Genomic DNA, 16307 nt, shown 5'->3' on the forward strand with positions numbered 1-16307 from the left:
ACGTACTTAACAACAAGAGCACCACGATGATTCGATTAGCCGCCAACCTCAGCATGCTGTTTAACGAGCACGCCTTTATGGATCGCTTTGCCGCTGCTGCGAAGGCGGGCTTTAAAGGCGTTGAGTACCTGTTCCCGTACGCCTATGCCGCCGATGAGTTAAGAGATGCGCTGAACAAGCACCAACTGGAGCAAGTGCTGTTTAATCTGCCGCCAGGCGATTGGGATGCAGGTGAGCGGGGCTTGGCGAGCCTGCCGGGTCGAGAAGGGGAGTTCCGTGACTCGGTGATTGAAGGGCTACGTTACGCCGAGGCGCTCAACTGCCCTCGGGTGCATGCCATGGCGGGGCTGCTCCCGGAAGATGCCGATGCCGCGACCCAGGCTGAACACCACGCCACCTATATCCGCAATCTGCATTTTGCTACGGAAGAGGCGGCGAAAGTTGGCCGAGAGATACTGATCGAGCCGATTAATACGCGCGATATGCCCGGCTTTTTTCTCTCTCGCCAGGCCCAGGCCATGACGGTATTGGAAGAAGTAGGGGCAGAAAATCTAAAGCTACAGTTTGATCTCTACCACTGCCAAATTATGGACGGCGACCTGATTCGCCACCTTGAACGCCAGTTCAGTGCCGTCGGGCATATTCAAGTCGCAGGCGTACCCGGGCGCCACGAGCCGGATGTGGGGGAGGTGCACTATCCCGCCATCTTCGAGCGCTTAAGTGCGCTGGGCTATAGCGGCTGGATTGGCTGCGAGTATCGGCCTAAGGTCGACACTCGCGCGGGGCTGGGGTGGGGCGAGGCGTGGGGCCTAATCACACACTGATCGACACTCACTAATCTGCCCCAACTGAATGAACAATAACAACACTACAACAGGATCCTCACGATGCATATTGCCATTACCGGTGCTGCTGGGTTTCTCGGCCAGCGTTTAGTCAAGCAATTGCTTGAACGTGGTGAGCTTCGCCAGCAGCCTATTACGCGCTTGACACTGATTGACCAGATCGAAGCGCCGCAGCCTGCAGCGGGAAGTGTTGCTGTGACATCAGTGGCGCTGGATATTACCCAACCCGGCGCACTGGATAGCGTGTTAGAGCAGCGACCTGATGTGATCTACCACCTGGCGGCGGTCGTAAGCTCCGCCGCAGAAGCCGATTTGGAACTCGGTATGCGGGTTAACTTCGATGCCACACGGGCGCTGCTGGAAGGCTGCCGGGAGGAGCTATCCGATACTCGCTTGATTATGGCCAGCTCCGTGGCGGCCTACGGCGGTGAGTTGCCGGAGGTACTGGATGATATGACGGCACTCCATCCGCAAAACTCCTACGGTGCACAAAAAGCCATGTGCGAGCTGCTCATCAACGATTACAGCCGCCGAGGGCTCATTGATGGTTTAGTGCTGCGCCTACCGACGATTGTGATTCGACCCGGCCGCCCTAATGCTGCGGCCTCCAGCTTTGCTTCCAGCATCCTACGTGAGCCGCTCAAGGGCGAAGAGGCGGTTTGCCCGGTGCCTACCGAGCTGCCGATGTTTGTGATGTCACCGGGCAAAGTGGTGGCGGCGCTGATTCATGGTGCGGAAGTGCCGAGCGAAGCCCTGGCCTCTTTTCGCGCCTTTATGCTACCCGGCATTACCGTCACGGTAGCCGATATGCTGGCAGCACTGCGCGATGTGGCCGGCGAGAAAGCGCTTTCGCTGGTACGCCATGAGCCTGACCCGCGCATTGAAGCCATTGTGGCGAGCTGGCCTGCGCGTTTTGAAACCGCGAAAGCCAAGCAGCTTGGTTTTGTGGGCGACGACAACTTTAAACAGATTATTGATGCGTTCGTTACTGAACCGTCGTGAGTTCCGGCCTGCCACCCGAGGTAGGCAAAAGCCTGGGGCGACGCTACCAATAGCGTGTGTCGCTCCACACTCCACCCTCACAACAACATAAAGAGGGCACTTCAATGACTAAGCAACACTCTACAAAGACACCCACAATTACACGCCATGCCCTGGTGGCGGCGATTAGCGGTATTGCTACCGTTGGCATTTCACTACAAGCCCATGCGGCGACGGAAGTGAACCTGGGGCACACCCTTTCTGATAGCTCCCACTACTCAGTGGGTGCCGATGCCTTTAAAGAGGCGCTGGAGCGTTTGTCTGATGGCGAGTTTACGGTGACCGAGCACACTTCGGGGTCGCTGGGCGGCGAGCGGGAGATGATCGAAGGGTTGCAAATCGGCACCGTCGATGTGGTGATTACCTCCACTGGTCCACTAGGTAACTTCGTTCCCGAAACCTATGTGCTCGACCTGCCGTTCCTGTTCGAAAACTACGACCAGGCGCGCTGCGTGCTGGATAGTGAGCTTGGCGACGAACTACTGGAAAAAATGGCTGATCACGATTTGATCGGCCTGGCTTGGACAGAGAATGGCTTCCGCCATCTGACCAATAGCCAGCGAGAAATCGCCACACCCGCAGATGCCGAGGGCCTGCGCGTGCGCACCATGGAGAACGCAGTGCATCAGGAAGCATTCCGCCAAATGGGCGCTCGGCCAACGCCGATGGCCTTCCCGGAGCTGTTTACCGCGCTCCAGCAGGGCACCGTCGATGGCCAGGAGAACCCTATTACCGTCATCGTGGCGACCAACTTCTGGGAAGTGCAGGATTACCTCTCGCTAACCGGACACGTCTATTCGCCGGCCATCGTACTGGGGTCGCCAATTCTGATGGATGGTTTAAGCGATGAAGAGCGTGGTTGGTTTAGGGAAGCTGCTGTCGCATCTGCTGAAGCGACCCGTGAAGAGGTCTCGCGGCTAGAGCGTGAAGGTGTGGCGCTGCTGGAAGAGAACGGTATGACGGTAAAAACCGATATCGATGTTGCTCCTTTCCAGGAAGCGGTACAGCCCGCCTATGAGATATTTACCTCTGAGTACGGCACGGAAATGCTGGATCGTGTTCAGGAAAAAGCCAGCAGTTGCTGAGCGCTTCTCCCTCCTCGGCCTCCGGAAACGCCGGAGGCCGCTTTGGCATGGTGATCTCTTATGCTAGCGGTATTTCTTCGTTTTGAGCATCAGTTAACCCGGCTTGCCATGCTGATCGCAGTGGCGATGCTGGCGATATCGGTGACCCTCAGCTTTTATCAGGTGCTCACCCGCTTTGTGTTTAACGCCCCTTCTACCTGGACGGAAGTCGCCTCCCGCGCTGCCATGATCTGGTGCGTATTTATGGCCGCTGCCGCCACCTTTCGGGGCGGTTACATGATGGCGGTGGAGGTCGTTTATAAAGTGGTACCTGCGCGTTTTCTCACTCTTTTAGAGGTGCTCATTGTGGTGTGCTGCCTGCTGGTGCTTGGGGTGCTGATCCATTACGGCATCCAAATGACGATGCGGGTGAGCAATCAAACCATGTCGGGAATGAATATTTCGATGTCGTGGGCCTATGCGGCGATTCCCACGGGTTCAAGTTTTGCCATTGTGGCTGTTGCGGCTCGGCTTTTAGCGCAGCTCAGTGGACGTGAAAAGGTAGGGCCGGAGAATAGCGAAATTACCCCTGAAAAGGCGTTGGTTGAAGATGGCCATCTCCCTAAAGGAGGGGCGCAGTCATGAATATGGTTATTGGCCTGTCGCTGATCATTCTATTCACCTTCGGCGTGCCGATCGCGATTTCGATTATCCTGGCGTCAATTATCGGCATCGAATTCTTTACTCGCCTGCCGCTGCTGTTGGTGCCGCAGCAGATGTTTATCGGCATCGATAAATTCCCGCTGATGGCGATCCCGTTTTTTATTCTTGCCGGGAATTTGATGGCCGCAGGGGGCATTTCCCAGCGCTTGGTGGACTTAGCCAAATCTATTGTGGGGAAGGTGCAGGGTGGCTTGGCGATGTCCTGTGTGCTGACCTGCATGATGTTTGCGGCGGTGTCAGGCTCCAGTGTGGCCACCACCTTTGCGATTGGCGCCATCTTGATTCCGGCGATGGTAAAACATGGCTACCCTAAGCCCTTGGCTGCCTCCATTCAGGCGTCATCCGCTGAGCTGGGCGTGCTTATACCCCCGTCGATTCCTCTCATTCTTTATGGCGTGAGCACCGATACGTCCATTGGTCAGCTGTTCCTCGCCGGCATTGGCCCCGGCATATTGATTGGCAGCGCGCTGATACTCTTTCTCTACCTGTTCTGCAAAGTCCGCGGTTACGGCAAGGACGACTATAAAGACAGTACCGGCTTTATGATCTCGGTAAAGCGTGCCTGGGTGGCGATGCTGATGCCGGTGGTCGTGATTGGCGGTATCTATGGCGGGATATTTACCCCGACTGAAGCCTCCGCCGTGGCGGTGTTTTTTGCCCTGATCGTTGGCGGTTTCTACTACCGTGAACTGAAGGTCGATGACCTGTGGCCGATTATGCGCCAGAGCGTTGTCTCAACAGCTGCCGTCATGCTGATTATTGCCGCCGCCTCGCTCTTCAGCTTTCTGCTAAGCCGAACGGGGCTACCTGCACAAATCGCTACCCTGGTCACCAATACCATTAATGATCCGATGATGTTTCTGCTGGTGGTCAATGCACTGCTGCTGGTGGTCGGTATGTTTATTGAAACCTCCGCCGCCATTCTGGTGCTGGCGCCGATTTTGACCCCGATTGCCATTCAGTTCGGTATCCACCCCGTCCATTTTGGATTGGTGATGGTGGTTAATCTGGCGCTTGGCATGATTACGCCGCCGCTAGGCGTAAACCTTTTTGCTGCTTGTGCGGTTGCCAAAATCTCGATCGATCAAATGCTGCCCTGGCTGGTGCGCTTTGTGCTGGTGGTATTGGCCTGCCTAATGGCGATTACCTATATGCCGTGGATTTCCATGGGGCTGGTGACTGCTTTTTACGGTTAACCCCGCCGTTTTTAACGGCAATAGAACAATCATAATAAGAGGAGTGCGATATGCCAGATGCATTAACGTTGCCACCGCAGCAGGCGCTGGTAGCTGGAGAGTGGGTGAACACCACCTCAACGTTACAGGTGGAAGCTCCGGCCAGTGGCGAACCGCTGACCCGTATCGCCCGTTGCCAAGTAGACGAGGTAGAGGCGGCGGTACAAGCCGCGCGGCGGGCCTTTTCTGGCCAGCTAGGCGAGTGGGCCCGGTGGTCTGCAAGGCAGCGCAGCGAATGGTTGCTACGCTTTGCAAATATTATCGAGGCGCATCACGAGCAACTGGCACAGCTTGAGTGTGCTGATACCGGGAAGCCTATGACTCAAGCCAGAGGCGATATTGGTGCCTGCGCACGCTACTTTCGCTTCTATGGCGGTGCGGCGGACAAGCTTCACGGTGAAACCATCCCCTTTGAGACCGACTTCGCGGTCATGACCCTGCGTGAGCCCTACGGCGTGTGTGCGCAAATTATTCCCTGGAACTACCCATCGCAGATCTTCGGGCGCTGCGTAGCGGCGGCGCTGGCCGCGGGTAATACCGTTGTGCTCAAGCCCGCGGAGGATGCCTGTTTAAGCGTACTGCGTTTAGCGCAACTGGCAGTGGATCATGGCCTTCCGGCGGGTGCACTCAACGTGGTGCCAGGGCTTGGTGCTGAAGCGGGCGCTGCCCTTGCTGCCCACCCAAACATTGATCATCTCTCCTTTACCGGCTCGCCAGAGACCGGCACCCATGTCGCCCAGGCGGCCGCGCAGCACCATGTACCCGTCACCCTGGAACTTGGCGGTAAGTCTCCCCAATTAGTGTTTGCTGATGCGGATCTTGATGCCGCGCTTCCTGCGGTGGTGCGCGGCATTATTCAGAATGCCGGGCAGACCTGCTCCGCAGGCAGCCGTTTGCTGGTGCAGCGGGAGATCGCTGAGAGCGTGGTTGCTAATCTCTGTGAGCGCTTCTCTGCTTTGCGCTGTGATGCCGGCGAAGCGGACGCTGACTGCGGCCCACTGATCAATGCGCGTCAAAAAGCCAAGCTGGAAGCGCGCTTGGCGGCCGCCGAAGCCGACGGTATTCGCGTGGCAGCAAAAGGTCAGTTAGCCGCAAGCGCGCCAAGCGGCGGCCACTTCGTAGTGCCTCAACTACTCACCGATATTCCCGAAGGGCATGAAGTGCTTCAAGAAGAGCTGTTTGGCCCAGTGCTGGTGGTGCAGGTGTTTGAGGACGAAGCGGAAGCTCTGGCGCTGGCTAATGCCACCGATTTTGGACTCTGTGCCGGTATTTGGACGCGCGATGGTGGCCGTCAGCTCCGTTTGGCCAAAGGGATTCGTAGCGGCCAGGTATTCATCAACAACTACGGGGCCGCCGGTGGTGTAGAGCTACCATTTGGTGGTGTTGGCCGTTCCGGGCACGGTCGGGAAAAAGGCTTTGAGGGCCTGCGAAGCTACACTCAGATTAAAACTATCGCGATTAAACATTAACGGACGAACCAGCTTTAAGGTGATAACAATGACATCAGTCAGCCAAGTAGGAGTAGGCATCGTCGGCGTGGGCCTGATGGGCCATGGGATTGCGAGTAGCCTGCTACGCGCAGGCCATCAGGTCAGTTTTCTGAACCACTCCGGTAACCAGCCAGTAGATGATCTATTGGCAGCCGGTGCCATCGCGTTGAATACAGGACGAGAGGTGGCCCAGAGTGCTGAGGTGGTGATTTTATGCGTCACCGGCTCGCCTCAAGTAGAAGCCGTGTTGTTTGAACCCGACGGCGTATTAGCGGGGTTAAAGCCCGGTTGTGTCGTGGTGGATTGCTCCACTGCGCTGCCCAGTTCAACAGAAAAGGTCGCTGCCAGAGTCACAGAGGCTGGCGGGCGCTTTATGGATGCCGCCATGACGCGCACCCCCAAAGAAGCGGCTGAAGGGCGGCTCAACTTGATTGTCGGTGCGCCGAAGGCACTGTTCGATGAAACGCTGCCTCTGCTGCAGGGCTTTGCCGAAAATATTGCCCATGCGGGCGATGTGGGCGCGGGGCATACCCTTAAACTGCTGCATAATTTTGTTTCGCTTGGGTTTTCTGCAGTATTGGCGGAGGCCACTGTCGCTTCACGTAAAGCAGGCATCAGCGATACCGCCTTGCTTGAAGTGCTTGGCGCAGGCGGCGGCGGAGGGGTAGTACTCGAGCGGCTGCGCCCCTATATCGCTGACAATGACCCTTCAGGCTTTAAGTTTAGCGTCGCCAATGCCAGCAAGGATCTTGGTTATTACCACACGATGACCGAAGACCTTGCCGTGGAGGGTGGTATCGCTGAAGCAGTCCGCAACCTGTATAAATCGGTAGAGGATCAAAGCCTGCCAATACCCGCACTAATCGGTGTGCTTGAGCAGCGTTAAGGTAGAGGGTGACTCAACCGTTATTATCTCTACAGGGCTTCCCATACGCCGCCAAAAACACATCCACGGCGCTACTGACCTGATGATGCAGCTCTTCATCGCTGGGGAGGTGGCGAACGCCCATGCGGACTTCTGTGACCAACATGCCTTGCCACATACTGCACAGGTGGCTGGCGGCAAGCGTGGGTGTGCCAAGCGTTAAATGCCCGGTTTGGGCTAGTCCCTCCAATTTCTCCTGCAGCCACTGCTTAGTGGCCCAAGGGCCTGCCTCAAAAAAAGCCTGTAGCAGCTCAGGGTGCTGCTCTCCCTGAGTGTTCATCACCCGCTCAACCGCCAAGACATGGGGTTCCAACAAAAAGTGCACTAAGCTCATGCCGACTTCGATCAATGATTGGCGAACCCCCTCGTGGGTGTCGGGCAGTTTATCTAATCCCCTGCGGATGATTTCGGTTTCGCGACGTATCACACTGCCAAACAGTGCCTCTTTGGTCACAAAGTGGCCGTAGACTGTGACTTTGGAAACCCCCGCTTCCCGGGCAACGGCTTCCATCGTTACCCCCTCTAAACCGTGGCGAAAAAACAGACACGTCGCCGCATCCATCATGGCATCCCGTTTAGCCATATCCTTGGGTCGTCCAGCGCGGCGCTTTGGTTCAGGCGATGTATGTTGGGGCTCTGTCATTCGGTGCAATCCGGGCTATTGAGTAAATAAATATTGAACGTGAGCGTACAAATATTATAGTGAACGGTATCGTTCAAGAATAAACCATTTCGAGGCCAACATGGGCACTCCTCTAAAAACTTCCTGGAACCACCGGTTTCGCGGCACGCTGGCGGCGCTGTTGATGGTAGGTGGCACACTGGCGACGGTGTTTTCTCTCTCCAGTCAGCACAGCAGTGCTCAGCAGACCCGCCAGCAAGGCGCTGATAACGCCCTGTTACAGGTGTCGACCAAGGCCCTGGAGCAAGCCGAGCAACTGCAACGCGATGTGCGCTTAACCGGACGTGTGGTGGCGCGCCAGTCGGTATCGCTGGCGTTCGAACCCGCGGGGCGGGTCAGTGCTGTGTCAGCAGACAGAGGCTATGCTGTTGAACAGGGGGATGTGCTTGCCACGCTGGATACCCGTCGATTGGAAAGCCGCTTAGCAGAGGTAGCTGCACGCAGTGAAGAAGCCCGTGCCAGCCTCGCCCTGGCTCAGCGCCAGGAGGAGCGTGAAGCGCAGCTAAACCAGAATAACTTTGCCAGCCGCACGGCGCTGGATCAGGCCCGGACAGATCGACTGACCCTCCAGGCTCGCCTGGCGGCGCTGGCAGCCGAGCGCGATAGCCTTACCACCGATTTGGATGACAGCACGTTAAAAGCGCCCTTCGGCGGACGAGTGATCGAGCGCCATGTCAGTGTCGGCAGCTTGGTGAGTAGCGGCACTACCGCTTTCGATCTTATCGATGTCGAGCAGTTAGAAGCGCATCTTGGCCTACCCGCAGCGCTGGCCGCGACGTTTACGCCAGGTGAAGCCGTTGAGCTGATGGTGAATGGTGAGGAAGTCAGCGGTAAGGTACGTGCTCGGCTCCCCCAGGTTGATAGCGACAGTCGCACCCAGACGCTGGTGGTGTCGCTGGAAACCCCAGATCACGCCGTGCCCGGCGATCTGGCAGAGCTGCGCTACAAGATCACAGAGCCCGCAAACGGATACTGGGTGCCGTTGGATTCCCTGCAAGCCGCCGACCGTGGCCTGTGGAACGTATTGGTGGCCGAGCCGTTAGAGAACGATCACTACCGTGTGGCCCAGGCCAGCGTGGAGCTATTGCATAGCGAAGGAGACCAGGCCTTTGTACGCGGCACGCTGGCGTCGGGCATGCGGCTGATTACCGGTGGCACCCACCGTGTAACGCCAGGTCAGCAGGTCACGCTAAGCGAGGAAGTGGCCTATGAAGCGCCTTGAGTGGTTATTTAACCGTCGACTGTTAGCGCTAGCCCTGGGCCTTCTCGTTGTCGCCGGGCTGTCGGCCATTCAAACGCTGCCACGCGCGGAAGACCCCCATTTGGTGGCGCGCATGGCCACCGTGCTTGCGCCTTTTCCTGGCGCCACCCCCGAGCAGGTCGAAGCTTTAGTGGCGCGTCCCATTGAGGATGAGCTACGCACCATCGCTGAGATTAACGTGCTGGAATCCACCTCACGCCAGGGCATTGCGGTGATTGAGGATGCCGTGACCAATGTAACGCCGGTGTGGAGCCGCGTGCGCGACAAGCTGGCCGATGTCGCCCCTACACTGCCTGACGGCGTGCAAACGCCGGAACTGCTGGATGATCGGGGCTACGCATTTAGCATCGTGGCCGCATTGCGCTGGACACTGGATACCCCGCCCAATCCCCAACTGATGGAGCGCTACGCCGAGCGTTTGGAAGCAGCGTTTAGAAACGTCCCTGGCACGGAGTATACCCACCGCTTTGGCGTGGCGGGGGAGCAGGTAGAGGTGAGGGTTAACCCGCTTGAACTGAACGCCTTGGGGCTCTCCGTCGGGCAATTAGCGGCCACTATTGAGGCAAGCGATGGACGACGTACCGCAGGTGAAGTGGTCACCGACGGCCACCGGCTGACGGTGGGGCTAAGCGGTGAGTTTGATGCGCTCGATAGGCTACGCCAGATAGAAGTGACGACTCGGCAGGGGCACACCGTAAGACTTGGCGAGTTGGCTGAGCTACTCCGGGGCGTGCAAGACCCGCCCGCCGCAGTGGCACTGCTTAACGGCGAACGAGCGGTGTATGTCGGCGCACGTATGGCTCCCGGCCAGCGAATCGATAACTGGGTGGAAAAAGCACAAGAGCAGTTGGCGGTGTTCGCCGATGAATTGCCTGTCGGCATCGCGGTTGAAGAGGTTTTCGAACAGGCCAGTTACACCAACCAGCGCTTAAGTGACGTGGCTGGCAGTCTGCTGATGGGGCTAGCGCTGGTGGTGGCGATCCTGTTCATCACTATGGGCTGGCGCTCGGCGGTGACGGTGGGGTTGGCGATCCCCGCCACGGCTCTGCTCACCCTGGCGTTCTTCAAGCCGCTGGGTATCGATATTCACCAGATGAGCATTACCGGCATTATCGTGGCGCTGGGGCTAATGGTCGACAATGCCATTGTGATGACCAACGCCCTGCGCGAGCGTTTTTTGAAAGGTGATTCAGCGCTTGCGGCTACCCGGGACACGCTGCGCCACTTAGCGGTGCCGCTGCTGGCCAGCACCTTAACCACCATATTGGCGTTTATGCCGATTGTGTTGATGCCTGGCCCAGCGGGGGAATTCGTAGGGCCCCTGGCCATGGCGGTGATGGTCGCGCTGGTAAGTTCTTATCTGGTTTCGTTGCTGCTGGTGCCTGCGCTGTCACCCATGCTGTTAGCCAGGGTCGCTGATAAACCTCCAGCGCCTCGAAATAACGGCGTCAGTGGGATGCTCAAGCGCGGCTTCCGCCGTACGGTACGCAGCGCGCTGCGTCACCCCTGGGCCGCCATGATCATCACCCTGTGTGTGCCCGTGGGTGGCATGGCGTTGATGCCCACGCTGGACGTGGCGTTTTTTCCTCCCGCAGACCGCGACCAGTTTCACATCGAGGTGCGCCTGCCCCCCGCCAGCAGTATGGCCAACACCGAAGCACTGGCCCATGAAGTCGATGCCATGATTCGTGAGCTGCCGGGCATCACCCGCGTCTCGGCGTTTGTCGGTGAAAGCGCGCCAATGATGTACTACAACGTGCTTACCAATGAGGATAACAACCCGGCATTTTTGCACCTGATTGTGGACACAGCGTCTTTACAAATCACTAATGAACGGGTGCCCGCCTTACAGCAGGCGCTTGATCGGCGCTTCCCCCAGGCCCAAAGCGTAGTGCGCAAGTATGAGCAGGGGCCGCCGTTTAAAGCCCCGATTGAGCTACGTGTCTATGGTGATGATCTAGCAGTGCTGTCATCGCTGGGACTTGAGCTAGCGGGCCTAATGCACCAACTGCCTCAGGTGACCCATGTGCGCGCTGGCATGAAGCGTGATTTGCCCAGGTTAACCCTGGATATCGACCACACCGCACTGAGTGATGCGGGGCTAACGCCGCAGCGGCTAGCGGAACAAGTGGGGGCCGCGCTCTCGGGGCAATCGGCAGGCATGCTGCTGGAGGACACCCAGCAACTGCCTGTGCGGGTGCGCTACGCCGATGAGTGGCGCACTAACGCCGAACAGCTGGCGGCGCTGCGCCTGGTCAGCGATCAAGTAGCTGATGGACTGCCACTGGCGGTGGTGGCAGAGGTGTCACTCACGCCTGCCTGGAGCGTGATTACCCGCCGTAACGCTGAACGGATGCAGTTGGTACAAGGGTACCTGGTGGCCGACGCTCTTCCGGCGGTCTCCATGGCTCAGTTGGATGCCAAGCTTCAGGCAGCGTTGGCGTCGGGGGCGTTTCAATTGCCCCCTGGTTACCGAATCGAAACCGGTGGTGAAGCCGCCGAGCGAGATGATGCCGTGGGCAAGTTGCTTGCCTCGGTGGTGCTGCTGGTCATAGCCATGGTGGCCACCGTGGTATTGGCATTTAACTCCTTTCGGCGGGCCGCCATCGTGTTTATTGCCGGCGCCCAGGCGATGGGCATGGGCATTGTGGCGCTGCTACTAAGCGGGCATGCGTTTGGGTTTGTGATTATCGTCGGCATTATGGGGCTGGTAGGGGTAGCGATTAATGCCACTATTATCATTATTGCTGCCTTTGATGACGATGAAGCCGCCCGCCGAGGCGATATCGATGCCATGCTGGCGGTGATCAGTGGCCCCACCAGTCGGCATATCGTTTCGACCACGGTCACTACCTTTGCAGGCTTAATTCCGCTGATGTTGGCTACCGGTGGGCTATGGCCACCATTCGCGCAAACCGTTGGTTTTGGACTGCTCTTAGCGACGCTAGTGTCGTTTTTCTTTACCCCTGCGCTTTATCGGCTGTGGGTATCGAGATCGGCTGACGTTGAGCCTCATGACCGCACGACTATTTTACAAGGATGAGTAAAATAGAATGTATCAACAATCGGTCAAAAGCGTAATGAAACGAGTGGATAACGCCCTTTATCTAGTCAAAGAGAAAGGGCGTTATCGCATTTCAACGGGTGGCCTATTAAAACCGGCGCAGCAGGCTTAAGCCGGGTCGCGATCAACCGCAAACGCTGACCATGCCTGACGAACGGTCATAATTTCCAAGCGATTGATGTTGATATGGGCGGGCAGCGTGGCCAAGTAGTAAAGCTGCTCGGCGATATCTTCTGCTTGAAGTGGCGTCGTACCCCGGTAAAGTGCATCCGAAGCGGCCTGGTCGCCTTTAGTTCTGACCAGCGTGAACTCGGTTTCTGCCATGCCGGGCGCCAGGTCAGTGACTCGCACGCCAGTACCTAACAGATCGCAGCGTAGGTTGTAGCTGAACTGCTGAACAAAGGCTTTCGACGCGCCATACACATGCCCGCCTGGATAGGGCCACTGTCCCGCTACGGAACCGAGATTGAGAATACTCGCGCCTTTACCGGTTTTCAGCAGCAGCGGCAGCGCCGCGTGTGTCACATTGACCAACCCCGTGATATTGGTGTCGATCATGGTGTGCCAATCCTCCAGCGCCACCTTTTGCGCCGGTTCCGGTGCCAGGGCTAACCCCGCATTATTGATTAAACACGTCAGCGGCAGAAACGTTTCCGGTAAGTTGCTAATGGCGTCAGTCACCGCGTCACTATCGCGGACATCCAGCGCCAGCGTTAGCACGGGAACCTGCTTGGAAAGCTCCTCTTCAAGTGCTTTGAGGCGCTCTACGCGTCGCCCGGTTAAAATCAATGACCAGCCCGCTTTGGCAAAGCGCTGGGCAGCCGCTTTACCAAACCCTGACGTCGCTCCGGTAATAAGTACGCTAGGCATTGCAATCTCTCCACGTTATTTAAATGATTAAAAGGCGATGGGGCGAGTTCTGACATCACTGTAAGCAACGCTGGTTCAAGCCTTTAGAGCCAGTTCGTGCCCGTTACTGTGACATCACTCGTCTGTCCCTCTGGTATGTAACGACTGGCCCTACAGCCTAAACGGTTGACTCACTAGGCTGGCAAGCACGCTATTTCTTAACGGATTACTTAAGGTGCTTGCTATGAATACCAATATTGCCGCTTCACATCCACCCGAAAGCGGTGTGGATAATACTTATGTACACACCTTAGATCGCCAGTATGTGTTCCACTCCTGGGCACAGCAAGGCAGTTTAGACCCCATGGTGATTGCAGGGGCTGAAGGGTGTCGCGTATGGGACTATGTGGGGCGCTCGTATCTGGATTTTAGTAGCCAGTTAGTCAATACCAATATCGGCCATCAGCACCCCAAAGTGGTGAGCGCGATTCAAGCCCAGGCCGCGAGCCTGTGTACCATTGCCCCCGCCCATGCCAACTTGGCTAGGGGCGAAGCGGCCAAGCGCATTATCGCCAAAGCGCCCGCTGGGTTTAGTAAGGTGTTTTTCACCAATGCGGGCGCGGATGCCAATGAAAATGCCATTCGTATGGCGCGTCTTTATACCGGGCGAAGCAAAATACTATCCGCCTACCGCTCCTATCACGGCAACACCGGTTCAGCGATTGCTGCCACCGGTGATTGGCGGCGGGTGCCCAATGAGTATGCCAGCGGCCATGTGCACTTCTTCAACCCTTACCTCTATCGCAGTGAGTTTTGGGCGCGCAATGAAGAGGAGGAGTGTGAGCGGGCGTTGCAACACCTGCGCCGGGTAATTGAGTGCGAAGGTGCTAATGCGGTCGCGGCCATCCTGCTGGAAACCATTCCCGGTACGGCTGGCGTACTGTTACCTCCGAAGGCGTATCTTCAGGGCGTTAGAAAACTCGCCGATGAGTTCGGTATTGTACTGATTCTAGATGAAGTGATGGCTGGCTTTGGTCGCACAGGGCGCTGGTTCGCTTTTGAACATTACGACATGGCGCCGGACTTAATCGTCTTCGCCAAAGGGGTGAACTCGGGCTATGTGCCTGCCGGGGGCGTGATTATCTCTGAATCCATCTCACGCTATTTCGATGACCACTTCTTTGTCGGCGGTCTGACGTATTCCGGCCACCCGCTGGCAATGGCGGCGATAGTCGCGACCCTGGATGCGATGGAAGCAGAGGGCGTGGTTAAAAACGCTGACGCGGTGGGTAATGGCCCGTTAGCCGCAGGGTTGCAACAGCTTGCCGAGCGATACGCCATCATTGGAGATTGGCGGGGCGTTGGAGTGTTTCACGCTTTAGAGCTCGTCAGCGACCCGGTTTACAAAACACCACTGCCAGGGGCGGAAGTGTTGCAACTCAAGCAGCAATTAATGGAAAACGGACTGCTGGTCTTTACCGTTGAGAACCGCATCCATGTGGTTCCGCCGTGTATCGTAACGGCCGCTGAAGTAGAGGAGGGTTTAGCCATCTTGGATCGCGTGTTGAAAAACTGTACGGCATCACGCTAGATTGGTTTTTAAATGCCCGTTTTAAGTGCCCGTTGTTAAAGTACTCAGGGCGTTATCGTAGGCGAGGCCCAGGCGCTGTATGCCTGGGTCGATACGCTCCCTCTCGATGGCGCCAAACCCTAGCCGGAAAAAGCGCCGCGGCGGGGCGGCATCGAAGAAGTGCTGGAAGCCGGGTTCAATGAGCACACCCCGCTGGGCGGCATGCCAGGCTAGCCGCTGAGTGTCGATGCCCGCATCCGCTTCCATCCAGAAGGCGCTGGAACGACTGCTGCTGTGGCTGAGGCAGCCGGGCAATGCCTGATCAATAGCGAGCCGCATCGTGTCGCGCCGCCGGTCGATCTCCTCCACATGCAGTTTGAGGTAGCGCTCGTAATAGCCTTGAGAAATAAACTGTGCCAGCTGGTGCTGTAACGCGGCGGGTGGGTGACGGTACATCATACGGCGCAGCGCTCGCAGCTCGTCGATCACCTCGGCATCGGCCACGACATAACCCATGCGCAGACCAGGCGAGAGCGCCTTGGATAAGCTGCCCATGTAGATAATTCGGGCGCTCTGCGCGCTGGCTTTGAGGGCTGGCAGTGCGAACTGGTCGCCATGAATCTCGGCGTCGTAGTCATCCTCAATCACGATTTGGTCGTGATGGGGTAGCTGGGCCAGTAGAGCTTCGCGCCTCTCGCGGCTCATGGTCACACCTGTGGGCACCTGATGACTGGGCATGACGTACAGATAGTCACACTGCTGAGACCCCTCAAGACGCATGCCTTCCGTATCCACGGTTTGCAACTGCAGGCAGGCACCGCGCTGGGCAAACACATTCATTGCTTCGCGGTAACCGGGAGATTCTAGCGCCACGCGAGTGCCCCGATGGCAGAGCAGTTGCGCGATCAGATAGAGTGCATTTTGCGTTCCCATGGTGATCAGAATCTCTTCTGAGCGAGCAAAAATTCCCCGGCGCGGCAAAATACGTTTGCGCAATTGCTCAATCAGGAGCGGGTCGTCCTGGTCAATACGATCGCGCAGCCAGGGTTTATCGCGTTGCGAACTCAATAAGCGCCGAGAAACATCTCGCCACTGGGCTAACGGAAAAAGTCGCGTATCTAACTGGCCGTAAATAAACGGGTAGGCATATTCCGACCAATTACCGGGTTTGAGAATGCCTTGGTAGTTAGTAGGGCGCTGAGCAATGCGTTTGTGCCAGTTTGGTGCGCTTATTGTGCCGTTATTGGTTTCGGTTAACGCTGTTAGTGATGAATTAAGCGTTGATTGAGGGTCGTTATAATCAGGGTGTAAATAGTAGCCGCTACGGGGGCGACTTATTAAATAGCCATCCTCGACCAGCTTTTCGTAAACAATCGCCACCGTATTACGCGAAATACCCAGCTGTTGCGAAAGCTTGCGGCAGGAGGGCAGCGCATCCTCGCTGGGTAAACTGCCCATACGAATCGCTTCTAACAGCGTTTTGCGTAATTGTTCTTGCAGGCAGGCGCCAGCGTTAGGGTCGACCTCAAGACACAGCGATGTCATGCACATCTCCTCT

General features: G+C 57.2%; 13 protein-coding genes. 10 read left to right on the forward strand and 3 right to left on the reverse strand.

The features are described from left to right. Nucleotides 1-26: 26 nt before the first annotated feature. The 7 genes from otnI to AC4EYZ_RS15240 all read left to right on the forward strand — a co-directional run bounded on the left by otnI (nucleotide 27) and on the right by AC4EYZ_RS15240 (nucleotide 7284). The gene (otnI, locus tag AC4EYZ_RS15210) at nucleotides 27-824 is read left to right on the forward strand and encodes a 2-oxo-tetronate isomerase (protein WP_490203857.1); all 798 of its coding nucleotides are present in this window, start codon (nucleotides 27-29) and stop codon (nucleotides 822-824) included. 63 nt (nucleotides 825-887) lie between these two features. Then, complete coding sequence (gene denD / locus AC4EYZ_RS15215) at nucleotides 888-1847, forward strand: D-erythronate dehydrogenase (protein WP_490203858.1); 960 nt, start codon at nucleotides 888-890, stop codon at nucleotides 1845-1847. Nucleotides 1848-1951: 104 nt separating this feature from the next. Next, nucleotides 1952-2971, forward strand: a complete 1020-nt coding sequence (locus tag AC4EYZ_RS15220; protein ID WP_474193278.1) for a TRAP transporter substrate-binding protein — start codon at nucleotides 1952-1954, stop codon at nucleotides 2969-2971. A gap of 60 nt (nucleotides 2972-3031) precedes the next feature. Then, the gene (locus AC4EYZ_RS15225; protein WP_386080540.1) at nucleotides 3032-3595 is read left to right on the forward strand and encodes a TRAP transporter small permease; all 564 of its coding nucleotides are present in this window, start codon (nucleotides 3032-3034) and stop codon (nucleotides 3593-3595) included. Then, nucleotides 3592-4869 (forward strand): TRAP transporter large permease, encoded by a 1278-nt coding sequence (locus tag AC4EYZ_RS15230; protein WP_490203859.1) that lies wholly within the window; start codon nucleotides 3592-3594, stop codon nucleotides 4867-4869. Before AC4EYZ_RS15225 ends, AC4EYZ_RS15230 begins: the two co-directional genes overlap by 4 nt. Before the next feature lie 50 nt (nucleotides 4870-4919). Then, on the forward strand, nucleotides 4920-6377 hold the full coding sequence (locus AC4EYZ_RS15235; protein ID WP_490203860.1) for an aldehyde dehydrogenase family protein: 1458 nt from the start codon (nucleotides 4920-4922) through the stop codon (nucleotides 6375-6377). A 28-nt stretch (nucleotides 6378-6405) separates the two neighbouring features. Then, nucleotides 6406-7284, forward strand: coding sequence for an NAD(P)-dependent oxidoreductase (locus tag AC4EYZ_RS15240; RefSeq protein ID WP_230803354.1), 879 nt, complete (start codon nucleotides 6406-6408; stop codon nucleotides 7282-7284). A 13-nt stretch (nucleotides 7285-7297) separates the two neighbouring features. Here the strand turns inward: AC4EYZ_RS15240 and AC4EYZ_RS15245 are convergent, their stop codons facing one another. Next, entirely contained in the window at nucleotides 7298-7966 is a 669-nt protein-coding gene (locus AC4EYZ_RS15245) for a TetR/AcrR family transcriptional regulator (protein WP_027957111.1), read from the reverse strand. Nucleotides 7967-8066: 100 nt separating this feature from the next. Here AC4EYZ_RS15245 and AC4EYZ_RS15250 point away from each other — a divergent pair, with 100 nt between their 5' ends. Beyond that, on the forward strand, nucleotides 8067-9227 hold the full coding sequence (locus AC4EYZ_RS15250; protein WP_490203861.1) for an efflux RND transporter periplasmic adaptor subunit: 1161 nt from the start codon (nucleotides 8067-8069) through the stop codon (nucleotides 9225-9227). Continuing rightward, nucleotides 9214-12309 (forward strand): efflux RND transporter permease subunit, encoded by a 3096-nt coding sequence (locus AC4EYZ_RS15255; protein WP_490203862.1) that lies wholly within the window; start codon nucleotides 9214-9216, stop codon nucleotides 12307-12309. Before AC4EYZ_RS15250 ends, AC4EYZ_RS15255 begins: the two co-directional genes overlap by 14 nt. A gap of 129 nt (nucleotides 12310-12438) precedes the next feature. On the opposite strand, the gene AC4EYZ_RS15260 is transcribed toward AC4EYZ_RS15255, so the two are convergent. After that, nucleotides 12439-13200, reverse strand: a complete 762-nt coding sequence (locus AC4EYZ_RS15260) for an SDR family NAD(P)-dependent oxidoreductase (protein ID WP_022521639.1) — start codon at nucleotides 13198-13200, stop codon at nucleotides 12439-12441. 223 nt (nucleotides 13201-13423) lie between these two features. On the opposite strand from AC4EYZ_RS15260, the gene AC4EYZ_RS15265 reads away from it, so the two are divergent. Continuing rightward, on the forward strand, nucleotides 13424-14770 hold the full coding sequence (locus tag AC4EYZ_RS15265; RefSeq protein WP_230803356.1) for an aspartate aminotransferase family protein: 1347 nt from the start codon (nucleotides 13424-13426) through the stop codon (nucleotides 14768-14770). 21 nt (nucleotides 14771-14791) lie between these two features. On the opposite strand, the gene pdxR is transcribed toward AC4EYZ_RS15265, so the two are convergent. Further along, nucleotides 14792-16294, reverse strand: a complete 1503-nt coding sequence (gene pdxR / locus AC4EYZ_RS15270; protein ID WP_039857911.1) for a MocR-like pyridoxine biosynthesis transcription factor PdxR — start codon at nucleotides 16292-16294, stop codon at nucleotides 14792-14794. Between the last annotated feature and the right edge of the window lie 13 nt (nucleotides 16295-16307).

Source organism: Vreelandella sp. 162(4c), assembly GCF_058152265.1.